The organism is Pseudomonas sp. B21-023 (assembly GCF_024749165.1).
Classification (GTDB): Bacteria; Pseudomonadota; Gammaproteobacteria; order Pseudomonadales; family Pseudomonadaceae; genus Aquipseudomonas.
In genome coordinates this window covers 310,101-332,068 of record NZ_CP087190.1, presented here as the reverse complement: position 1 = coordinate 332,068, position 21,968 = coordinate 310,101, and the positions used below count along the sequence as shown (strand labels likewise).

Annotated in this window: 22 protein-coding genes, 2 tRNA genes and 1 pseudogene; 18 read left to right on the top strand and 7 right to left on the bottom strand. The window is 61.9% G+C overall.

Annotation, left to right across the window (positions count from 1 at the left end; translation table 11 throughout):
* Positions 1–196: 196 nt before the first annotated feature.
* Entirely contained in the window at positions 197–1,855 is a 1,659-nt protein-coding gene (locus LOY42_RS01585) for an OFA family MFS transporter (RefSeq protein WP_139674255.1), read from the bottom strand.
* Between the two features lie 449 nt (positions 1,856–2,304).
* Between LOY42_RS01585 and LOY42_RS01580 the strand changes: the two genes are divergently transcribed.
* From LOY42_RS01580 to LOY42_RS01555, 6 genes are all read left to right on the top strand, one after another.
* On the top strand, positions 2,305–4,554 hold the full coding sequence (locus tag LOY42_RS01580; RefSeq protein WP_258599715.1) for an AsmA family protein: 2,250 nt from the start codon (positions 2,305–2,307) through the stop codon (positions 4,552–4,554).
* On the top strand, positions 4,551–5,618 hold the full coding sequence (mutY, locus tag LOY42_RS01575) for an A/G-specific adenine glycosylase (RefSeq protein WP_139674260.1): 1,068 nt from the start codon (positions 4,551–4,553) through the stop codon (positions 5,616–5,618). The genes LOY42_RS01580 and mutY overlap by 4 nt, the downstream gene beginning before the upstream one ends.
* Complete coding sequence (locus tag LOY42_RS01570) at positions 5,615–5,887, top strand: oxidative damage protection protein (RefSeq protein ID WP_258599714.1); 273 nt, start codon at positions 5,615–5,617, stop codon at positions 5,885–5,887. Before mutY ends, LOY42_RS01570 begins: the two co-directional genes overlap by 4 nt.
* 90 nt (positions 5,888–5,977) lie before the next feature.
* A tRNA-Phe gene (locus LOY42_RS01565) sits at positions 5,978–6,053 on the top strand.
* 185 nt (positions 6,054–6,238) lie between these two features.
* Complete coding sequence (gene ppk2 / locus LOY42_RS01560) at positions 6,239–7,249, top strand: polyphosphate kinase 2 (RefSeq protein ID WP_258599713.1); 1,011 nt, start codon at positions 6,239–6,241, stop codon at positions 7,247–7,249.
* An 89-nt stretch (positions 7,250–7,338) separates the two neighbouring features.
* Positions 7,339–7,782, top strand: a complete 444-nt coding sequence (locus LOY42_RS01555; RefSeq protein WP_102681815.1) for a hypothetical protein — start codon at positions 7,339–7,341, stop codon at positions 7,780–7,782.
* A gap of 166 nt (positions 7,783–7,948) precedes the next feature.
* Here LOY42_RS01555 and gabP read toward each other — a convergent pair whose 3' ends face one another.
* Positions 7,949–9,334: a GABA permease gene (gabP, locus tag LOY42_RS01550; protein ID WP_139674268.1), complete on the bottom strand. Its 1,386-nt coding sequence runs from the start codon at positions 9,332–9,334 to the stop codon at positions 7,949–7,951.
* A gap of 606 nt (positions 9,335–9,940) precedes the next feature.
* Between gabP and LOY42_RS01545 the strand changes: the two genes are divergently transcribed.
* Genes LOY42_RS01545 through LOY42_RS01525 form a run of 5 tightly spaced genes read left to right on the top strand, consistent with a single transcriptional unit; the run spans position 9,941 to position 14,212 of the window.
* The gene (locus LOY42_RS01545) at positions 9,941–10,714 is read left to right on the top strand and encodes an ABC transporter ATP-binding protein (RefSeq protein WP_139674271.1); all 774 of its coding nucleotides are present in this window, start codon (positions 9,941–9,943) and stop codon (positions 10,712–10,714) included.
* A gap of 13 nt (positions 10,715–10,727) precedes the next feature.
* Positions 10,728–11,489: an ABC transporter substrate-binding protein gene (locus tag LOY42_RS01540; RefSeq protein WP_110604171.1), complete on the top strand. Its 762-nt coding sequence runs from the start codon at positions 10,728–10,730 to the stop codon at positions 11,487–11,489.
* Positions 11,490–11,546: 57 nt separating this feature from the next.
* Positions 11,547–12,239 (top strand): ABC transporter permease, encoded by a 693-nt coding sequence (locus tag LOY42_RS01535; RefSeq protein ID WP_094010996.1) that lies wholly within the window; start codon positions 11,547–11,549, stop codon positions 12,237–12,239.
* Positions 12,240–12,929, top strand: a complete 690-nt coding sequence (locus tag LOY42_RS01530) for an ABC transporter permease (RefSeq protein ID WP_110697277.1) — start codon at positions 12,240–12,242, stop codon at positions 12,927–12,929.
* A 59-nt stretch (positions 12,930–12,988) separates the two neighbouring features.
* Complete coding sequence (locus tag LOY42_RS01525) at positions 12,989–14,212, top strand: methyltransferase (protein ID WP_139674274.1); 1,224 nt, start codon at positions 12,989–12,991, stop codon at positions 14,210–14,212.
* A 225-nt stretch (positions 14,213–14,437) separates the two neighbouring features.
* Here the strand turns inward: LOY42_RS01525 and mdtI are convergent, their stop codons facing one another.
* The gene (gene mdtI / locus LOY42_RS01520; protein ID WP_023629978.1) at positions 14,438–14,755 is read right to left on the bottom strand and encodes a multidrug/spermidine efflux SMR transporter subunit MdtI; all 318 of its coding nucleotides are present in this window, start codon (positions 14,753–14,755) and stop codon (positions 14,438–14,440) included.
* Positions 14,749–15,108, bottom strand: a complete 360-nt coding sequence (locus LOY42_RS01515; protein ID WP_139674277.1) for an SMR family transporter — start codon at positions 15,106–15,108, stop codon at positions 14,749–14,751. Before LOY42_RS01515 ends, mdtI begins: the two co-directional genes overlap by 7 nt.
* Before the next feature lie 455 nt (positions 15,109–15,563).
* Between LOY42_RS01515 and LOY42_RS01510 the strand changes: the two genes are divergently transcribed.
* The 5 genes from LOY42_RS01510 (at position 15,564) to LOY42_RS01490 (ending at position 17,211) form a co-directional block, all read left to right on the top strand.
* Positions 15,564–16,142 carry a hypothetical protein gene (locus LOY42_RS01510; RefSeq protein ID WP_139674280.1) on the top strand — a complete coding sequence of 193 codons (579 nt, stop codon included), beginning with the start codon at positions 15,564–15,566 and terminating at the stop codon, positions 16,140–16,142.
* A 9-nt stretch (positions 16,143–16,151) separates the two neighbouring features.
* On the top strand, positions 16,152–16,358 hold the full coding sequence (locus tag LOY42_RS01505) for a helix-turn-helix transcriptional regulator (RefSeq protein WP_023629980.1): 207 nt from the start codon (positions 16,152–16,154) through the stop codon (positions 16,356–16,358).
* 18 nt (positions 16,359–16,376) lie between these two features.
* Positions 16,377–16,763, top strand: a complete 387-nt coding sequence (locus LOY42_RS01500) for a hypothetical protein (RefSeq protein ID WP_046853791.1) — start codon at positions 16,377–16,379, stop codon at positions 16,761–16,763.
* A 22-nt stretch (positions 16,764–16,785) separates the two neighbouring features.
* Positions 16,786–17,037 carry a hypothetical protein gene (locus LOY42_RS01495; protein WP_372241255.1) on the top strand — a complete coding sequence of 84 codons (252 nt, stop codon included), beginning with the start codon at positions 16,786–16,788 and terminating at the stop codon, positions 17,035–17,037.
* A gap of 98 nt (positions 17,038–17,135) precedes the next feature.
* Positions 17,136–17,211, top strand: a tRNA-Thr gene (locus LOY42_RS01490).
* A gap of 128 nt (positions 17,212–17,339) precedes the next feature.
* On the opposite strand, the gene LOY42_RS01485 is transcribed toward LOY42_RS01490, so the two are convergent.
* The gene (locus LOY42_RS01485) at positions 17,340–19,211 is read right to left on the bottom strand and encodes an acyltransferase family protein (RefSeq protein WP_258599712.1); all 1,872 of its coding nucleotides are present in this window, start codon (positions 19,209–19,211) and stop codon (positions 17,340–17,342) included.
* Between the two features lie 222 nt (positions 19,212–19,433).
* On the opposite strand from LOY42_RS01485, the gene nirK reads away from it, so the two are divergent.
* Both nirK and LOY42_RS01475 read left to right on the top strand, forming a co-directional pair.
* On the top strand, positions 19,434–20,579 hold the full coding sequence (gene nirK / locus LOY42_RS01480; RefSeq protein ID WP_258599711.1) for a copper-containing nitrite reductase: 1,146 nt from the start codon (positions 19,434–19,436) through the stop codon (positions 20,577–20,579).
* 78 nt (positions 20,580–20,657) lie between these two features.
* Positions 20,658–20,891 (top strand): DUF3079 domain-containing protein, encoded by a 234-nt coding sequence (locus LOY42_RS01475; protein WP_258599710.1) that lies wholly within the window; start codon positions 20,658–20,660, stop codon positions 20,889–20,891.
* On the opposite strand, the pseudogene LOY42_RS01470 reads toward LOY42_RS01475, so the two are convergent.
* A pseudogene (locus tag LOY42_RS01470) lies at positions 20,872–21,656 on the bottom strand (HipA N-terminal domain-containing protein). The gene LOY42_RS01475 and the pseudogene LOY42_RS01470 sit on opposite strands and share 20 nt — an antisense overlap.
* Positions 21,653–21,904 (bottom strand): helix-turn-helix domain-containing protein, encoded by a 252-nt coding sequence (locus tag LOY42_RS01465; protein ID WP_094010985.1) that lies wholly within the window; start codon positions 21,902–21,904, stop codon positions 21,653–21,655. The pseudogene LOY42_RS01470 and the gene LOY42_RS01465 overlap by 4 nt, the downstream one beginning before the upstream one ends.
* Positions 21,905–21,968: the final 64 nt, after the last annotated feature.

Here is a 21,968-nt window from a genome sequence, read left to right as displayed (position 1 = left end):
GCGCCGGCTTGAAACGCGGATGACATATGGCAGGGCAAGCAATTACGGGGGGATAACAGGCTTACAGGTCTATACAAGCGTGTAGTTGGGGCTGCTTTGCAGCCCTTTCGCCACGACAAGCCGGCCCCCACAGAGATCGCGGCAGTGCAATACCTGCGGGAGCCGGCTTGCCGGCGATGAGGCCAGTACAGCTATATCAATGGAACAGAACGGCCGTCTTCTGCAGGGTGATCCACACCCCCCAGGCCAGCGGAATCACCACCACCGCCCAGGCCACCAGCACCAGCGGCAGGCTGCCCGGTGCCGCGTGCCACTCCAGCGAACGCGCGGAGTCAGCGCCCTTGTCATGGCTCAGTGCGCGCTCGGCCGCCAGTTCGGCGTCGCTCATGAAGTACTTGTCCGCCACCGGGCGCACCAGCATGTTGCAGATAAACCCCAGCACCAGCAGGCCGGCCAGGATGTACAGGGTCATGTCGTAGGCCGCGGCCCGCTCCACGCCCGCCGCCAGCTGCGCTTCGCGTAGGTAGGTGATCAGCACCGGGCCGAGCACGCCGGCCGCCGCCCAGGCAGTCAGCAGACGACCATGGATGGCACCGACCATCTGCGTGCCGAACAGGTCGGCCAAGTATGCCGGCACCGTGGCGAAGCCGCCGCCATACATCGACAGGATGATGCAGAACGCCGCCACGAATAGCGCCACGTTGCCAATGTGGCCCATGTTCGGCACCAGGCTGTAGAGGCCCACGCCCAGGGCGAAGAAGGCGAAGTAGGTATTCTTGCGGCCGATATAGTCGGAGAACGACGCCCAGAAGAAGCGCCCGCCGATGTTGAACAGGCTCAGCAGACCAGTGAAACCGGCGGCGATCGCGGCAATCTGCGCCAGTTGCGCGGCATTCAGCTCACTGAATGTCAGCTCGTTGCCCAGCAACTTGCCGGCGAACACTTCCTGCAGCAGTGGCGAAGCCATGCCGAGAATGCCGATACCGGCCGAGACGTTCAGGCACAGCACCAGCCACACCAGGGCGAACTGCGGGGTTTTCCAGGCCACGCTCACATGCACGTGACGGTCGGTAACCATGGCGTTGGCTTTCTTCGCCGGCGGTGTCCAGCCTTCGGGCTTCCAGCCGGTCGGCGGCACGCGGTAGGCCAGGGCGCCCGCGGTCATGAACACGAAGTAGATCGCGGCCATGGCGACAAAACTCTGCCATACACCCACCTCGGTCGCGCTGCCGAAGTGGCCCATGAGCGCGGTGGCCAGAGGAGCGCCCACCATGGCACCTCCACCAAAGCCCATGATCGCCATGCCGGTTGCCATGCCGCGCTTGTCCGGGAACCACTTGATCAGGGTCGAGACCGGCGAAATGTAGCCCAGGCCCAGGCCGATCCCGCCGATCACCCCCGAGCCCAGCCACATCAACCACAGCTGGTGGGTTTTCACGCCAATCGCCGAGATCAGCAGGCCGCCGCACCAGCACAATGCCGAGACCAGGCCGGCCTTGCGCGGGCCGGCGTGCTCCAGCCAGCCGCCGAGCACCGCGGCAGAGCAGCCGAGGAACACGAAGAACAGGGTGTAGATCCAGCTGAGCATGGAGATCGGCCAGTCGCACTCGGCGCTGAACAGGCGGGCGACGAAGCCCATGTCGGCGGCGCAGGCCACCGGAGCGCTGACACCCAGGGCCTGGGACAGCGGCAGCCAGAAAACCGAGAAGCCATAGGCCATGCCGATGCACAGGTGAATGGCCAGGGCCGCCGGCGGCACCAGCCAGCGGTTGAAGCCCGGGCGGGCGATGATGCGCTCCTTCGACAGGAAGCCCGGCGTGCTCGCCGCCGCTCCCGCCGTGATACTGCTGTTCATGGATTGATCCTTTTGTAGGTGGGCTGTGCGCGTGGACGGCTCTGTATGGCTGCACGCAAGGCAGCCCGGCCGTTTCAGGCATCACCCGCGACAATGGGTCGCGGGGCGCCACGGGCGGGCGCAAGATTACCAGCAGCGGGTGACATGGAAGCAATCTGATATCGTGTTTTTTTCGTCAGCTGAATCGGTATTTCGCGTATTCAGGTGAGGTTGTGTCGCCTGTTCTGGCCTCATCGCGGGGCAAGCCCGCTCCCACGCATTGCCGAGGCAGGCGTGCTATCTGCGTGGGAGCGGCGGTGCGCCGCTGCGACTTGCCCCGCGATGAGGCCAGAGCAGGCAACAAATGAACTGCCGTCAATCCCATTGTCGAAATGTCGGATAAGCAGTGCCTATACCCACGGCGCTATACTCGCCGCTGAAATTCATAATCGGACTACAAGGACTCGCCCATGAAAGCGTTCGGCAAAATCCTGGGGCTGGGGCTTCTCGGGTTGTTGCTGATCATCGTGGCGCTGGGCTTCGCCCTGACCCACCTCTTCGATCCCAACGACTACAAAGAAGAAATCCGCCAGTTGGCCCGCGACAAGGCCCACGTGGAGCTCACCCTCAATGGCGATATCGGCTGGAGCCTGTTCCCATGGCTGGGCCTGGAGCTGCACGAGGCCAGCATCGCCACGCTGAACAACCCCAAGGTGCCTTTCGCCGACCTGCAGATGCTCGGCCTGTCGGTACGCGTGCTGCCGCTGCTGCGCCGTGAAGTGCAGATGAGCGACGTGCGGGTCGAAGGCCTCAACCTGACGCTGACCCGCGATGCCAACGGCCATGGCAACTGGGAAGACATCGGCAAGCCATTGCCCGACCCGGCCGTGGCCAATGCCCCGACCGCCACGCCGGGCGAAGCAGCAGCCGCCGAAGCGGAAAAACCGCAAGGCAACGAGCGCTCGGTCAAGCTCGACATCGACAGCCTGACCGTCAACAACGCCCGGGTGCTGTACACCGACGAGAAAGCCGGCCAGACCTACGGCGCCGAAAGCATTCAGTTGAGCACCGGCCCCGTGCACGAAGGCGTGAACATCCCGCTCAAGGCCAGCGCCTTCCTCAGCGCCAGCCAACCGAACCTGAAGGCGCGTACCGAGTTGACCGGCGAACTGCGCTTCGATCGCCGTCTCAAGCGCTACAACCTAGAGGACATGCGCCTGTCTGGCGAGACCTCGGGCGAGCCACTGGCCGGCAAGACCATGACCTTCGCCGCCCAAGGCCAGGTGCTGGTCGACCTGGCGGCCAATGTCGCCTCCTGGAGCGGCCTTAAGGTCTCGGCCAACCAGTTGCGCGCCCTGGGCGAGCTGAACGTGCGCGACCTCGACAAGGCTCCGCAGGTCAGCGGCGGCCTGTCCATCGCCCAGTTCGACCTGCGCACCTTCCTCGACGGTATCGGCCACCCGCTGCTCGCCACTGCGGACGCGGCAGCGTTCAAGAAGCTGGAACTGGTCACCCGCCTGCAAGGCACGCCGAACAGCCTCGCCCTCGAAGACCTGGCGGTGAAGCTGGACGACAGCACCTTCACCGGCCGTGTCGCCGTGGAAGATTTCGCCAAGCAGGCCCTGCGCGTGCGCCTCAAGGGCGACAAGTTCGACGCCGACCGCTACCTGCCGGCCAAGAGCGAGGAAGCCAAGGGTGCCACCGCAGCGCGCCAGGCCGAGGTCAAGCAGCAGGAAGCCACTGCCGTCGCCGGCGCCGGCTCCACGCCGCTACCCGACGCACCGACGCAAGTTGCCTGGAGCAGTGACAAGCTGCTGCCGGTCGACCGCCTGCGCGCCCTCGATCTACAGGCCGACCTGTCGTTCGGCGCGCTGACACTGGACAAGCTGCCGATCAGCGATGCACAGCTGACCGCCAGCGGCCAAGGCGGCCTGGTCACCCTGCAGACCTTGCGCGGCGGCCTGTACAACGGCACCTTCGAGGCCAAGGGCACCGTGGATGTGCGCCCTGCCGTACCGCAGATCGGCGTGAACACCAAGATCAACCGCGTGCCAGTGGAACACTTCATCAAGCGCGAATCCCCGGAGCAGGCGCCGCCGGTCAAGGGCCTGCTGACCCTGAACAGCGACCTTACCGCCACTGGCAACAGCCAGAAGGCGCTGGTCGATACGCTCAATGGCAATGCCAGCTTCACCATCAACGACGGCGTGCTGGTCAACGCCAACCTGGAACAGCAACTCTGCCAGGCCATCGCCACCCTCAACCGCAAGCAGCTCAGCGGTGAGCCCCGTGGCAAGGACACGCCGTTCCAGGAGTTGCGCGGCAGCTTGGTATTGCGTAACGGCGTGGCCAGCAACCCGGACCTCAAGGTGCGCATCCCAGGCCTGACCGTCAACGGTCACGGCGACCTCGACCTGCGCGTGCTGGGCATGGACTACAACGTCGGCGTGGTCGTCGAAGGCGACCAGCGCGCCATGCCCGACCCGGCCTGCCAGGTCAACGAGCGCTATGTCGGCGTCGAAGTGCCGCTGCGCTGCCGCGGCCCGCTGGAGCTGGGCGCCAAGGCGTGCCGCCTGGACCAGGACGGCCTGGGCAAGGTGGCCGCGAAGCTGGCCGGCAATCGCCTGAAAGACAAGATCGATGAAAAGCTCGAAGAGAAACTCGGAGACAAGGTGAGCCCTGAACTCAAAGATGCATTGAAGGGGCTGTTCAAGCGATGACACCCCAGCAGTTCTCCAGCGCCGTGCTGGACTGGTACGACCAGCACGGTCGCCATGACCTGCCCTGGCAACAGGGCATCACCCCGTATCGGGTGTGGGTGTCGGAAATCATGCTGCAGCAGACCCAGGTCAGCACCGTGCTCAACTACTTCGACCGCTTCATGCAGGCGCTGCCCACCGTGCAGGCGCTGGCCGAGGCGCCGGAGGACGAGGTGCTGCACCTGTGGACGGGCCTGGGCTACTACACCCGTGCCCGTAACCTGCAGAAAGCCGCGAAGATCGTCGTCGAACGGCATGGCGGCGAGTTCCCGCGCAGCGTCGAGCAGCTCACCGAGCTGCCCGGTATCGGCCGCTCCACTGCCGGGGCCATCGCCAGCATCAGCATGGGCATCCGCGCGCCGATCCTCGACGGCAACGTCAAGCGCGTACTGGCCCGCTTCACCGCCCAGGCCGGCTACCCAGGCGAGCCGAAGGTGGCCAACCAGCTGTGGGCCAGCGCCGAGCGCTTCACGCCGATGACCCGGGCCAACCACTACACCCAGGCGATGATGGACATGGGCGCGACGCTGTGCACGCGCAGCAAGCCCAGCTGCCTGATCTGCCCGTTGCAACGCGGTTGCGAAGCGCACCTGCACGGCGAGGAGACCCGCTACCCCGAGCCCAAGCCGCGCAAGGCCCTGCCCCAGCGCAAGACCCTGATGCCGCTGCTGACCAACCACGAAGGCGCGATCCTGCTCTATCGTCGGCCCTCCACCGGCCTGTGGGGCGGCCTGTGGAGCCTGCCAGAGCTGGACAGCCTCGAGCAGCTCGAAGACCTCGCCTACCAGCACGGCCTGCGTCTGACCGGCAGCCAGGCCCTGGCAGGCCTGACCCACACCTTCAGCCATTTCCAGCTGGCCATCGAGCCTTGGCTGGTGCGTGTCGACCCCGTCGGCGCGCACGTGGCCGAGCCCGACTGGCTCTGGTATAACCTCGCCACCCCGCCGCGCCTGGGCCTCGCCGCCCCGGTCAAGAAGCTGCTGCAACGCGCGGCCGACGAACTGATTGCAGGAGAGAAGCGATGACCCGCACCGTGAAGTGCCGCAAGTACAACGAAGAGCTCCCAGGCCTCGACCGCCCACCCTACCCGGGCGCCGGGGGCCAGGACATCTTCGAGCACATCTCGCAGAAAGCCTGGAAGGAGTGGCAGGACCACCAGACCATGCTGATCAACGAGAAGCGCCTGAACATGATGAATGCCGAGGACCGCAAATTCATCCAGGCCGAGATGGACAAGTTCTTCGCAGGCCAAGACTACGCCCAGGCCGAAGGCTACGTGCCACCCTCGAATTGACCCCGAAAACCGTAAGCGACGGAATTAATTTAAATTTTTTCAAAAAAGTCGTTGACGATCGGTTCGGAAATCTATTTAATGCACCTCGTCGCCCAGATAGCTCAGTCGGTAGAGCAGAGGATTGAAAATCCTCGTGTCGGCGGTTCGACTCCGTCTCTGGGCACCACCTTCAGCTTCTGGTGGTTGCAAAGTTACCCGAAGCGACACAAGAAACCCGCCTAGTGCGGGTTTTTTGTTGCCTGCGATTTTTCTTCTAGCTCCTTCATGCCCGGTTGATCGATATCAAAAAGCCACTTGCCATGCGCTCATAGGATGGAAGGTGGACATTCGAACGACCCCGCAAGGACCTCCATGAGCGAAGAATCCGCCACCCTTCTCCTGCCGTCGCCTGCCGAAACCGGCAGCAGCGCCAAGCCCACCCCTCGTACCCGCCGTCCGCGCCAGCGCAAGCCGGCCGCCAGCGCCGCCGCGCCAGAGATCATCACCCAGGTCAGCCAGCAGCCCGCCGCCCTGGAAGTGGCCAACGCGCGCAAGGGCAGCAGCGAGGACAGCACCTCGGCACGCCTGCCGGCCAGCTACCCCTACCGCACGCGCATGCGCCGCCAGGACTACGAGAAGGCCAAGCACGACCTGCAGATCGAGCTACTCAAGGTGCAGAACTGGGTGAAGGAAACCGGCCAGCGCATCGTCGTGCTGTTCGAGGGGCGCGACGCCGCTGGCAAAGGTGGCACCATCAAGCGCTTCATGGAACACCTGAACCCGCGCGGCGCGCGGATCGTGGCGCTGGAGAAACCGTCAGAGCAGGAAAAGGGCCAGTGGTACTTCCAGCGTTATGTGCAACACCTTCCCACCGCCGGTGAAATGGTGTTCTTCGATCGCTCCTGGTACAACCGCGCCGGGGTCGAGAAGGTGATGGACTTCTGCTCGCCACTGCAATACCTGGAGTTCATGCGCCAGGCACCTGACCTCGAACGCATGCTGTGTAACAGCGGCATCCTGTTGTTCAAGTTCTGGTTCTCGGTGAACCGCGAAGAGCAACTGCGCCGTTTCATCTCCCGCCGCGACGACCCGCTCAAGCACTGGAAACTCTCGCCTATCGACATCAAGTCGCTGGACAAGTGGGAGGACTACACCGCTGCCAAGGAAGCGATGTTCTTCCATACCGACACGGCCGATGCGCCATGGACGGTGATCAAGTCGGACGACAAGAAACGCGCGCGGATCAACTGCATTCGTCACTTCCTGCACTCGCTGGATTATCCAGGCAAGGACCACAGCGTGGCACATGCGCCGGATCCATTGCTGGTCGGGCGGGCGTCGCGGGGGTTCGAGGAAGATGAGCCGGAGGCGCTGGTGAGCTGAATACTTTGGGGCCGCTGGGCGGCCTCTTGGGTTTCTCGCGCAACTACGCTTCAATACGCGCCTTTACCAGTCAGCCCAAGGATCCACCCATGGCCACCAACACCAAGCAACAGAAACGCGCCAAGCGCGCCGCCACCAAGGCCAAGCAGAATCGCATGGTGCGCAGCGGCCAGGCGGTCAAGGCCAGCGCTGGCGACAGTGCCAGTGTCGAGCAGGTGTTCAACAAGGCCATGGAGTCGGGCAGCTACGACAGCCTGTTCGAAAAAATGAAGGAAGCCCAGGAAAACGGCCTGGTGCCGATGATCTCGGTGTTCCTGGTCGACCCGCTGCTGGCGTTGGTGCTCAAGGGCCACAAGGAAGAGCACGCCACCGACTACATCGTCATGGTGTTCACCGCCTACCGCGCATGGCTCGACGGCATTGACGAGGACGCGACCATGGCGTGGCTGGAGAGCGACGAGTTCCAGGACGCCTATGTCACCGCCTCGGAGGTCGTGGCCAAGCAGCAGCAACAGCAGAAGCAGTTCGGCTGACCGAACAGTGTGTGTGTGGGCTTGCCCCGCGAAAGCGCTGCTGGATTCACTGACGCTATCGCGGGGCAAGTCGCAACGGCGCACCGCCGCTCCCACAACCAGCCCCAAAGGCAAACAAAAAGGCCGCGCCCTTCACAGGACGCGGCCTTTTCAGTTCACTTGTGGATCAGCTATCCAGCGCCACACGCGCAGCAGCGCCACGCTTGCGGTGTACCAGCAGACCAGCTGCCACCACACCAATGCTCAGGATTGCCGTGGCGATGATCTCGGCACGGTGATCTTCGCGCAGCGCCATCACCGCCAGCACGGCGATAATGAAGGCGATGGTCGCCCAGGTCAGGCCCGGGAACATCCACATCTTGAACGAGATCTTCTCGCCCGTGGCTTCACGCTGGGCACGCATGCGCAGTTGCGACACGGCGATCACCAGGTACACCAGCAGGGCGATGGCGCCGGAGCTGGCCAGCAGGAACTCGAACACCTCGGCCGGGGCCAGGAAGTTGGCGAACACGCACAGGAAGGCTGCGGCGGTGGACAACAGCACGGCCCAGTGCGGGGTGCCGGCCTTGGTGGTGCGCTGGGCAATGGCCGGGGCGTCGCCACGCTTGCTCAGGGAGAAGAGCATGCGCGAAGAGGTGTAAAGCGCCGAGTTCAGGCAGCTGGTCACGGCGATCAGCACGACGATGTCGACGATCAGCTTGGCGTTCGGCACACCGATCAGGCTGAGGACAGTCTGGTAGGAGCCTTTCTCGGCCAGGGTCGGATCGTTCCACGGCACCATGGCCACGACCAGGAAGATCGACACCAGATAGAACAGGCAGATACGCCAGATCACCGAGTTGGTGGCGCGGCTGATCTGCTTGCCCGGATCCTTCGACTCGGCGGCGGCGATGGTGACGATCTCGGTCCCCATGAACGAGAACATGGTGGTCAGCATGGCGGCCAGCACGGCGCCCAGGCCATTGGGCATGAAGCCCTGGGTATCGAACAAGTGGCTGACGCCGCTGATCTGGCTGCTCGGCACCATGCCGAACATGGCCGCGCAGCCGACAACGATGAAGCCGATGATTGCCAGCACCTTGAGCAGGGCGAACCAGAACTCGAACTCACCGTAGTTCTTCACGCTGAACAGGTTGGTGATGGTCAGCGCCAGGGTAATGATCAACGAGAACGCCCACAGGTCCACCGAGGGGAACCAGGCATGCAGGATGGCGGCGGCGGCGTTGGCCTCCAGCGGAATCACCAGCACCCAGAACCACCAGTACAGCCAGCCGATGGTGAAACCGGCCCAGCGCCCGATGGCGCGGTCGGCGTAGGTGGAGAAGGAACCGGTGTCAGGCGAGGCGACAGCCATTTCGCCGAGCATGCGCATCACCAAAACGACCAGGGTACCGGCCGCGGCGTAGGCCAGCAGCACGGCGGGGCCGGCGGCGGCGATGGCGTGGCCGGAGCCGACGAACAGCCCGGCACCGATCACGCCGGCGATGGACAGCATGGTCACATGCCGTTGCTTGAGCCCCTGAGCGAGGTCATTGGAATTGTTACCGCTCATAAAACTACCTTTGTAAGGAGGTGGACTACACGAATGACTGGCCAGCGCGCCGAGGTGTGGATAGGCGTCGCCGCATTCAGTGGTTTGCAGAGGGCAATAAGCGGGCCAGGTGAGAATGACTTTCGTCTGAAATGTTTCTGCCTCCAATAACGGCGCGGCTTGCAGGGCATTGTGCCAAGCTTTGACCGAAAGGTCGCCAAATCCCCATGCCAAGTCTGGATTACGGAAATACCCACTTACAAATGCACCAAAGGTGCTCCTCGGTAACACCTGTGCACGAATTTTGCGCAACAAAAAGCGCAACCAACAGGCGCAACCTTGCCCCCGCCAAGTCCGCGACACAGTGCCACCCGGCTAAAAACGGCTTCCCAGACCGGGCCAAAGCTGGCACCATCGCGCCTTTTTTCATCAAGGCTCCGGTGCTGGGCAAAACGCTATTGCGGACATCCTGGCGACAGTCCACTGCAGCGATGCGACAAACTGTCCCACCAGCGACCCGAGCACCCCGCGACCCGGTTGGCCGCCGTTGCGCCGCTATGCTAGCGTGGCGCTCGCCAGGAAGGCCGCCAACAGCTGGGAACGCACCCGAACACATGAGGACCGCAAATGGCTCAGGCCACGCCCGCGCTGGAAATCCGCAACCTGCACAAACGCTATGGCGAGCAGGAAATTCTCAAGGGCATTTCGCTGACCGCGCGCGACGGTGACGTGATCTCCATCCTCGGCTCGTCCGGCTCTGGCAAGTCCACCCTGCTGCGCTGCATCAACCTGCTGGAGAACCCGCACCAGGGCGAGATCCTGATCGCCGGCGAAGCCCTCAAGCTCAAGGCGCAGAAAAACGGCGACCTGATCGCCGCCGACAACCGCCAGATCAACCGCCTGCGCAGCGAGATCGGCTTTGTCTTCCAGAATTTCAACCTGTGGCCGCACATGTCGATCCTCGACAACATCATCGAGGCGCCGCGCCGCGTACTTGGCCAGAGCAAGGCCGAGGCCATCGAGCATGCCGAGGCGCTGCTGAACAAGGTCGGCATCTTCGACAAGCGCCACAGCTATCCCGCCCAGCTTTCCGGTGGCCAGCAGCAACGTGCCGCCATCGCCCGTACCCTGGCCATGAAACCCAAGGTCATCCTGTTCGACGAGCCAACCTCGGCGCTCGATCCGGAAATGGTCCAGGAAGTGCTTAACGTCATCCGCGCATTGGCCGACGAAGGCCGTACCATGCTGCTGGTGACGCACGAGATGAACTTTGCCCGCCAGGTGTCCAGTGAAGTGGTCTTCCTGCACCAGGGCCTGGTCGAAGAGCAAGGATCGCCGCAGCAGGTCTTCGAGAACCCGACCTCGGCGCGTTGCAAGCAATTCATGTCCAGCCACCGCTAACGGAGCAACACGAATGCAGACCTATAAAAAAGTCCTCCTGGCCGCTGCCGCCACCCTGGTGTTCTCGGCCAATGCCATGGCAGCCGAGAAACTGAAAATGGGCATCGAGGCGGCCTACCCGCCGTTCAACAACAAAGATGCCAGCGGCCAGGTCGTGGGCTTCGACAAAGACATCGGCGACGCCCTGTGCGCCAAGATGAAAGTCGAGTGCGAAGTGGCCGTTTCCGACTGGGACGGCATCATCCCAGCGCTGAACGCCAAGAAGTCCGATTTCATCATCTCCTCGCTGTCGATCACCGACGAACGCAAGCAGGCCGTTGACTTCACCGACCCCTACTACTCGAACAAGCAGCAGTTCATCGCACCGAAAAACGTCGACTTCAAGACCGACCGTGCTTCGCTCAAGGGCAAGACCATCGGCACCCAGCGCGCCACTCAGGCGGCTACCTGGCTGGACGACAACGGCGGCATGGACGGCGAGTTCAAGGTCAACCTGTATGACGGCCAGGAAAATGCCTACCTCGACCTGACCTCCGGCCGCGTCGATGCCATCCTCGCCGACAAGTACGCCAACTACGACTGGCTGAAATCCGAAGCCGGCAAGAACTACGAGTTCAAAGGCGACCCGGTGAACGAAAGCGACAAGGTCGGCATCGCAGTACGCAAAGGCGACAACGAGCTGCGCAACAAGCTCAACGCTGCACTGAAGGAAATCGTCGCCGACGGCACCTACAAGAAGATCAACGACAAGTACTTCCCGTTCAGCATCTATTGATTCGCCCCGACAGGCATCGCCGCCTTGGCGGTGCCTGTCCCTTGAACAAACTTACCCATGAATATCGACCTGCACGGATTCGGCCCGGCCATGATGGCCGGTACCCTGATGACCGTAAAACTGGCGCTCTGCGCCTTGCTGCTGGGGCTGGTCCTGGGCCTGCTCGGCGCCCTGGCCAAGACCTCGCCGGTCAAGCCCTTGCAATGGCTTGGCGGCACTTATTCCACACTGGTGCGCGGCGTTCCCGAACTGCTCTGGGTGCTACTCATCTACTTCGGCACCGTCGGGCTGATGAACAGCCTTGGCGAACTGCTGAACATGCCTGGCCTGGAGCTCAGTGCCTTCACTGCCGGCGTGATCGCCCTCGGCCTGTGCTTCGGCGCCTACGCCACGGAAGTGTTCCGCGGCGCGATCCTGGCCATCCCCAAGGGGCATCGTGAAGCGGGCCTGGCCCTGGGCCTGTCCAAGGGTCGCATCCTGTCGCGGATCATCCTGCCGCAGATGTGGCGCATCGCCCTGCCGGGCCTGGGCAACCTGTTCATGATCCTGATGAAGGACACTGCGCTGGTGTCGGTGATCGGCCTGGAAGAGATCATGCGCCACGCGCAGATCGGCGTGACCGTCACCAAGGAGCCGTTCACCTTCTACGCCGTGGCCGCCTGCATCTACCTGGGCCTGACCGTGATTGCCATGACCGGCATGCACTTCCTGGAAAAGCGCGCCGCTCGCGGCTTCATGAGGGCCGAATAAATGAACTGGGAAGTCATCATCAAGTGGCTGCCACGCCTGGCCCAGGGTGCCACCCTGACCCTGGAGCTGGTGGCCATCGCCGTCATCGCCGGCCTGATCCTGGCCATACCGTTGGGCGTGGCGCGCTCGTCGCGACACTGGTATGTGCGCGCCCTGCCCTTCGGTTACATCTTCTTCTTCCGCGGCACGCCGCTGCTGGTGCAGCTGTTCCTGGTGTACTACGGCCTGGCCCAGTTCGACGTGGTGCGCAACAGCTCGCTGTGGCCGTACCTGCGCGATCCGTTCTGGTGCACGGTGCTGACCATGACCCTGCACACCGCCGCCTACATCGCCGAGATCCTGCGCGGTGCTTTGCAGGCGATCCCCAAGGGCGAGATCGAAGCGGCCCGGGCGCTGGGCATGTCACGGGGCAAGACGCTGCTCTACATCATGCTGCCGCGCGCCGCGCGCATCGGCCTGCCGGCCTACAGCAACGAAGTAATCCTGATGCTCAAGGCCAGTGCGCTGGCCAGTACCGTCACCTTGCTGGAATTGACCGGCATGGCACGGACCATCATTGCCCGCACCTACCTGCCGGTGGAGATCTTCTTTGCCGCCGGGGTGTTCTACCTGTTGATCTCGTTTGTGCTGGTTCAGGGTTTCAAAGTGCTGGAGCGCTGGCTGCGCGTGGATGCCTGCCAAGGGCGTTGAGGCTGTAAACAACATCGGGGCCGCATGGCGGCCCCCATCGATAGTGCTGCGGTACCTGCATGCCGACCACGCCTTACCTCCACGACCAGCACCTGTTCGAGCGCTTCCAGGCCCTCGACCACTTCCTGCTCCAGCACCAGCAGTTGTGGCGCCCGCGCCCGTTCAACCACTTGCGCCTGGGCTGGGAAGACAAGCACGTCGAGCTGTCCCACTGGCTGCGCCAACGTACCCTTGAGCAAGCTGAAGCACCCGAGCAACCTGCAGCCCCAGCCCCATTTCCGCAACTGGCGGCCCAAGCGTTGGCCCTGTCCACCGTCGGCGAGCTGCCCGATGCCGGCCTGCACCCCGCTGGCCACCGTCTCGACGTCAACGTCCCTGGCCGCAAGTGGCAGCAGATCGAAGCCTTCAGCCGCCGCCTGGCATTCAGCCAGCCTGCCCGGCACTGGCTCGACTGGTGCTCCGGCAAAGGCCACCTGGGCAGGCGCCTGCTGCAACCCGGCCAGCAGCTGACCTGCCTGGAGTACGATGCCGAGCTGGTCAGTGCCGGCAAGGCCCTGAGCGAGCATCACCACCTGGCTGCCACCCATGTCCACCAGGACGTCATGGCCATGGACAGCGCCCGGCATCTGGATGGCGACAAGAGCGCGGTCGCTCTGCACGCCTGCGGCGACCTGCATGTGCGGCTGCTGCAACTGGCAAGCCAGAAGGGATGCCGACAGATCGCCGTCGCGCCCTGCTGCTACAACCGCATCCAGGGCAAGCGCTATCAACCGCTCTCCGGTGCCGCCCAGGCCTCGGCCCTGGCATTGACCCAGGAAGACCTGGGCCTGCCACTGAGCGAAGCGGTCACCTCCAGCCAGCGCACTCGGCGCCAGCGCGACCAGTCCATGGCCCGCCGCCTCGGGTTCGACCTGCTGCAGCGCCAGCAACGGGACGTGGACGAATATCTGCCCACCCCTTCGCTGCCGGTCAGCTGGCTGGCAAAGCCTTTCGAGCACTACTGTCGCGACCTGGCCGAACTCAAGCAGCTGACGATCAACGGCCAACCCGACTGGGTTGCCCTGGAGGCAGCCGGCCAGCAACGCCTGGCCCAGGTACGCAACCTCGAACAGGTACGCAACCTGTTCCGCCGCCCACTGGAGATGTGGCTGGTGCTCGATCGCGCCCTGTTCCTGCAGGAGCAAGGCTATTCGGTACGGCTAGGCGTGTTCTGCGATTACCCGCTGACCCCGCGCAACCTGTTGCTGCTGGGTGAGCGCGACGCAACGCCGCAGCGCGGTTGACAGCCTGTGGATAACTCTGTGTACAAGCTTGTGATGAAAATCACGAAATCTTGGATCCTTGGGCTATTTGCGCTGCTTTGCTTATTCCGTCGTGGGCCTCAAAGCCAGTAAAAACAGGCCTTTGCGCAAAGACCGGTGGTAGCGCCTGTCGGCATGCCTTTCGCGCAAGCGGTCAATGCCACTTGTGCATAAGCAATTTTGCCAAGCGCTTTGGCGGGGTAGTTGTCAAGCCAGTTTGAGCAAGCCCATGCCTACCAGCAGCAACGCAAGACCCAACCAACCACGCCCGGCCAGACGCTGACCGAACAAGGCCCAGCCCATGGCCACGGTGGCAAGGATGCCAAAACCGCCCCAGATGGCGTAGGCCAGCGACAGGTCGATGTCCTTCACCGCCTGCGCCAGGGCGGTGAACGCCGCCAGCACGCAGAGGATCGAGGCCAGGCCCAAGCCCTTGCGGCGGAATCCGTCGGAGTACTTGAGCAGCAGGTTGGCCAATACCTCCAGCACGATGGCCAGGCCCAGCCAGGCAAATGGAATCAACATGGCACGGCCTCCCCTTCACGCTCGACGGGCTTGGCGCGGGTACCGGCCTTGACCAGCAGGATGCCGGCGATCATCACCGCCAGACCCAGGGCCTTGGTCCAGCCCAGGTTTTCGCCGAGCCAGAGCACACTGATCAAGGTGATCAGCACGATACCGAACCCTTCCCACAGCGCGTAGGCCACACCCACCGGCACGCGCTTGACCGCCAGGGCCAGGAAGAAATACGACAGACAGATCATGACGTACATGACGGCATACCCCATCAAGGGGAAATGAGTGGCGGCGAGTTTCATCGACGCCGTGCCGATCACCTCGAAGGTGATGGCGACGATCAGGTAGATCCAGGAACGCATGGTGCCCTCCCATGGGCGACAGCGGCCGAGCGCACAGGCATCGGCGCCAGACAGAGACGTTTACGGCTGTAGAGGGAGGGTGGCGCTAGAGGTCGCCGGTCCAGTGACGTTCACGGGAAACCAGGCGGGAGGAGGAGAGGAGCTTGAAAGCTTTACTGTTCAACATAATGAACACAAGATTAGCTTAGCTGATCGATTTAGTCAAAATGATAGATTGAGACTAATCATTTCTCGAGAAAATGGACTTCACAAGAAAGACCCCGTAAAGCTTGGTGAAAGCTTCGTAAATTATAATCCCCACACTGTTCATGCAGGAGCCAGTTTGCCCCGCAATAGCCAGCAAAGCCACCCCTGCGACAAACCGTCGCCATTGAGACAAACTCAAAATTAATTATTGTTTTACGATAATTATTCAAGAATAATCCGCTCCGTTCATCACTGTACGGAGGCACCCCATGAACAGTAGATCCGTGGCCTATGCGCGTTCGCGCCTACGCACCATCGGCGCATTCGCCGCCTACCTGGCCTGGACAACCGCGGTCGTCGAGCTGACCATCACGCCCTTGCTCTTCATCTTCGACTTCCCCGAGATTTTCAACGGCTACCTGCAAGCCTACGGCGACCAGATGCCGCTGCTGCTCGAACCCGGCTACCAGGCATCCACCCTGGCCATCGGCCTGGTACTGGCGGTGGACATGATTCCCACGCTGATTTCCGTTGTGGCCCTCAGCCTGACCGGCCTGTTCTTCCACCGCCTCTCGCGCGGGCAGACCTGGACCTCGGCCAACATCAAGCTACTGTGGTGGGTCGGCCTGCTGTGCATCTTCACCCCGCTGCTGTGGCCGGTGACCTACACCTTGCAGGGCCTGGCCCTGGCCATCGACCTGCCGGCCGGCGAAAGGAGCTTCAGCTTCTCGATCGGTGTATCATCGCAGGCTGTCTACGAGATCATGAAAGGCATCCTGCTGTGTGCCTTCTCGCTGCTCATGCGTGACGCCAAGACCATCAGCGATGAACACAACTGTTATGTCTGACTGCTTCCTATGCCGATAATCATCCGCCTCGACGTCGTCATGGCCCGGAACAAAATGCGTTCCAAGGACCTGGCGGAAATCATCGGTATCACGGAAGCGAACCTGTCGCTGCTGAAGAACGGCAAGATCAAGGGTTTCAAGATCGAGACCCTGGAGAAGCTGTGTCGCGCCCTGAACTGCCAGCCCGGCGATTTGCTGGAGTTCAGTGACGAATGATCAAGGACTGCAACACCCATGGCACTTTTCCACAATGGTCTGGCCGCCCTCGTGCTGGCCTGCCTGGCCCTGGCTCTGACCGGCTGCGGCCCGAGCTACACCTATAGATACTCGCCACCGCCCAGCGCGCATGGCATGAACTGCATCAACAGCTGTTCGACGGAGCGCAACCACTGCCAGCAGATGGCCCGCCTGCAGGACAACAGCGAACGTGCGCTGTACCAGGCCGAGATGAGGGCCTACCAGTACTGCCAGAACGGCAAGAGCAAGAAGGAAGCGCGTCACAGTTGCCACTACCCGAGCTACCCCTTCAACACAGGGAGCAGCTACAGTTGCGGCAATGACTACGACTCCTGCTACATGGCCTGCGGCGGCACCATCCAGCGCATCCTGAACAAAGACTGATCCCGGAACGGACTCGAACATCGTGAAACACACCAAGCCTTTCGCCCTGCTGACCCTCGCCCTGACCATGACCGGCTGCGCCAACAGCCTGCCAAGCAGCAAGCCGGCCCCGTTGAACTGGAACATGCCCGGCATGCAGCTGGGCGGTGACCGCGGCCTGCCCCTGCACAACGCCGACGGCAGCTGCCGCAAGCGCGGCTGCGACAACGGCAAGCTGTTCTTCAACCCCGGCCAGCCCGAGCCAAGCGTCAACTCCATGCACCGCGGCTGGTAGGAAAATTCTCCTTTCAGTTCGGTGACTTAGGGTTTTGTGCGCTGGATGCAACGAAGTGGTTTACAGCGCCGAATCCATCGCTATAATGACGCCCCTGTGCCGGTATAGCTCAGATGGTAGAGCAACTGACTTGTAATCAGTAGGTCCCGGGTTCGATTCCTGGTGCCGGCACCATATAAATCAAAGGCTTGCAGCGATGCAGGCCTTTTTTGTTGCCCGTCTGAAAAGTGGGCTCTACCCTCGTTTGGCACACGGGCTCACCACCAGTGCGGTGTCTTGCACCGCACTGGTGAGTGCTTGGCTTACTGGTGTGCTCGTGCGAGTTTCTGCTGCTGGACCACCTGCTGGAGGTGGCTCAGTTCCTTGGCCAACACATCAGCCGCGGCCACGCCATAGGCTTTGGAACCGACCTCGTTCAAATGGTGGTCGTCCTGATAGATCAACTGCCCATTGGCAAAGGGCGGGCTGGCAAACAAGGCGAGCTTTGTCGGCTCAAAGAAAACCTGGGCCGGGTGCTTGGATAGCAACTCCTTGATCTTCGCGTTGGCGGGAGCCCACGTTTTCTCCAGAAGCGCTGCCCTTGAAGCGCCCAGTTCGTTGAAGCGATACATTCGCTGCACGTTCGATGTCAGCATTGGGACTTGTGCCAGCACGATCAGCGGCTGCTCGCGTAGCGCAGCATCTGCGAGGAATTGCTCAAGCGCACTGATGAATTTCTCGCTGGAGGCATGGTATTGCCACATCCCCGCAAGAATTACCGCATCGGCCGAGTTCAAGTGTTTCTGGACATGCAGGATCTGATTGGCACACGGTTTTCTCGCCCACTCTGAAATCCGCTCTTCGTCGAATCCGGCTATCGGCACACAGCTACTCGCTGTGATGACTCTGATTCGCGCATGAATCGACTTCCCCAGCACATCAGCGAAGTTGTTCAACTGCGCGGCATGACTGTCGCCCAGCAAGAGAATTTCAGTTGAACCTTGCAGATCACCACGCAGGCACTCGCCCACGATCTGACCATGGCAAATAGTTTCAGGTTGTGCGTAGCGCGTAAGCTCAACGGGTAATGGCGCGACGATCAGCGGATTTATCGCTTTGGCGCCCAGGACACATGCCACGACAACAATGAAACAGGCAACCAGTTTAACAACACCCCGTCGGCCTGAAGCCCGACGTAATGGCTGCTCTACGCAGTAATAAGAAATCAGGGAAAGACCGACGATCAGAATGGCGCAAACCATCAGTGCCAGCCAAGGTAACTCGTAGCGCTCATAGAAGTAGCGGAACCCTGCCAGTACAGGCCAGTGCCAAAGGTACAGCGAATAGGACAAGCCACCGATGAAGACCATCGCTTTGCCTGACAGCCAGCGGTTGACCAGACTACCCCTTGCTCTGATCAGCAGCGCAGTGCCCACGCACGGCAATAATGCAAGCAACCCAGGGAAAGGCGAGGCCTCGGAGATGAAAGCCAAGCCCAGCAATAGCAATGCCAGACCAACGCCTGCTCTTATGTTGGCATGATTGCGGGATTTGTCAGCCTCCCTCCAGGTAGCCAGTAGGCTGCCGATCAGGAACTCAGGAAAACGCGCCAACAAGGAGAAATATACACCTTGCCGCTCGCCCTGCTGCAGGAGGAACTCCGAGTATCCGAACAGCCCAAGTACGGAGAGGATAAGGACAGTTTTTAAATAACGCCTCGGCACCAGCAGGATCAATGCAGGCAAGAAAAGATAGAACTGCATTTCTATGGCGAGAGACCAGGTATGAAGCAACGGCAACTCATGAGCCAAAGGGGCAAAATAATCACTCTGGCGACTGAAGTAATTATTGCTGTTGAAATAGGCTGCCGACTTCAGTGAGTCATGGAAGGAGCTAAAATCTCTGGGCGTGAGCAACGCCGCCATGACCATCGCGGTAACGGCCAATAAGAAGAAGTAAGCCGGGGCTATACGTCGCACGCGCGAACTGTAGAACGACAGGAAGCTGAACGTCCCTTTTTCCTTCTGCGCCATTACGATGCCAGTTATAAGGTAGCCTGAAATGACAAAAAATATGTCTACCCCGATGAATCCCCCTGGCAACCAGCCATGGTTGATGTGAAAGATTACTACCGCGAGCACAGCCAGGGCCCTGAGCCCTTGAATGTCATCTCTCTGTCTGTTGATTATGCTCATTACGCTCCCGACAACGACTCAAGCCCTTGAAATGCTCGCGCGGTTTTACAGGAAGCCAAGGCGAATCGCCACTTCTTCCGTCGGATACCATGGCTACGGGGGACCGCCCACCGTGCGACAGATCGTCCAGCCCCTTCTCTTTTTGTTTTCGCTCAATAAACCTTGCGCTCAAAAAGGCTATTCCTGCGTCCGACGACTTTCGTCGACTTAAGGAGAAGTCCCATGAACGAGCAAGAAGGCGTGTCCCTGACCCGGCGTGGCATGCTGGCCGGCACTGTGTTGCTGGGCGTCGGTGCCTCGGCGCTTGGCAGTGGCCTGGCCCAGGCCGCGACCGCTTCGCCCCCCGCCGGCCCGGTGCCTGACCTGGCGAAACTGGAGCGGGTGAGCGTCGAACTGGTGGCACCGCCACAGGTGCACCCCCACAGCCAGCGCGCTCCCGGCAAGCCGCGCATTGTCGAGTTCCGCATGGTCATCGAGGAGAAGGAACTGGCCGTCGACAGCGCCGGTGCCTATATCCACGCCATGACCTTCAACGGCTCGGTGCCCGGCCCGCTGATGGTGGTGCACGAAGGCGACTACGTGGAGCTGACGCTGGTCAACCCGGCCAGCAACAGCATGATGCACAACATCGACTTCCACGCCTCCACCGGCGCCCTCGGCGGCGGTGAGCTGACCCATGTGAAGCCTGGCGAGCAGGTGGTGCTGCGCTTCAAGGCCGACCGTGCCGGGGTGTTCGTGTATCACTGCGCGCCGGGCGGGGCGATGATTCCCTGGCATGTGGTGTGCGGCATGAACGGCGCGATCATGGTGCTGCCCCGCGACGGCCTGAAAGACCCCGAGGGCCGCCCATTGCAGTACGACAAGGTCTGGTATATCGGCGAGCAGGACTACTACATCCCCCGCGACAAGGACGGCAAGTACAAGCGCTACGCCAACCCCATGGCCAGCTTCGGTGACATGAGCCAGCTGATGAAGGGGCTGGTGCCCAGCCATGTGGTGTTCAACGGCAGCGTCGGCGCCCTGACCGGCAAGCAGGCGCTCACCGCCAAGGTGGGCGAGACCGTGCTGATCGTCCATTCCCAGGCCAACCGTGATACTCGCCCGCACCTGATCGGCGGCCACGGCGACTACGTCTGGGCCTCGGGCAAGTTCGCCAACCCGCCGCAGCGCAACCTGGAGACCTGGTTCATCCCCGGCGGCGCGGCGGGGGCGGCGTTGTACACCTTCCGCCAGCCCGGCGTGTACACCTACCTCAACCACAACCTGATCGAGGCGGTGATGCTCGGCGCCGCCGCGCATGTGCAGGTGGAGGGGCAGTGGAATGACGACTTGATGAAGCAGGTGCAGGCGCCCGGGCCGATCCGCTAGCGGTATTGATCCGGATCAAACCCCTTGGCCATGCGCGGCATAGCCTGAGCGCAGGCATCCACTTCATGGAGGGAGACCATGGCCAAGCGATTTCCCACGAACCCCAGCCATCCCGAACGGATCTGCTGGGGCTGCGACCTGTACTGCCCAGCCAAGGCGCTGGCCTGCGGCAATGGCGCGGACCGGACCATGCACCCGGTGGAGTTGTTCGGCGAGGATTGGGAACAGCTCGATGATCATCTGGATGTGACCATGGCCACTTCGCATGCCGCGCCCGGACAGGAAACGCCGCTCAACCAAAAGTCTGAATGAACGGCGCCGCGCTCGCCTTGATGGCGGCAACCACCTTGGGTGCCTGATCGCAAAGCGCGGACTCCCTGGCCAGTGTTCGCTCCAATGCTTCAAGCTGATTGCGAATGACTTCAGCCGGGTTGCTCACGTCGCAAAGCGGTGCGAAGTCCAGCAAGCCTTGCCGCGACGCAAACAAGGATTTGTTGCCGGATAGCGAAAGCGCCAGCACGTCTTCCGGTATGTAAGCCGTGGTATTGACGATGTCGTACGCCGGAGCCAGGCGCGCATCGCCTCGAAGAGGATCGGTGTACAACAACCCGAAATTTTTCAGGTGGGCATCACCATTTCCGACGATACTGCGCGCAGAATGTAGCGATCCACCAGATCGGCGAAGATATCCTCTCCCCCATCCCATGAAAGGATGTTCGCCAGCTTCTCTCCCGGAAACGTCTGCCGCCGCAGCAATGTGTCCACTACCTGCGAACTGACATGCACACGCCCGATCGGCGAACTGCTGCCGGACAACGCCAGGAGAAGCATGGGGTCGACCTGAACGATCTTCGCCAGGCGGTTGCGCAATTGCTCGAGCACATACCCTTCGGGCAAGTTCATCTGGAACACCGGATGCAGCTCGCGATGCCTGTATTCCTCGGTGCGGACCGGCATCAACAGGCTGATCGCCGCATCAGCAACGGTGTGCGGGCCATAGCGGAAGAGGTAGTCGCCTGCACTGGTCAGCAATGCTCCACTGTCACCCTCGGGTGTCGCGACTATCAGCGGCGTCATTCGAACATCCCCTCGATTTCGTCAAGCGTCGGCATCACCGCCGCTATGACCTGCAGTTCGCAGCCGAGCGCCGCCAATGCACGTGCATATGCCCCGATGGCCACTGACAGGCTACCTTTCTCCATGGCAATGATCTTTTGCCGGGTGATACCGGCCAAGGTTGCGAGCGCCTGCTGGGTCAATCCCCGGTTAAGCCTTCGCGTGCGAACCTGCGCGCCCAGGCGCTCAACGATCAATGAGTGGTCCATGTTCTTTATACGTGACAAATTTATATGAATGTAACGTATAAGGAACATGATCAAAAATCAACCA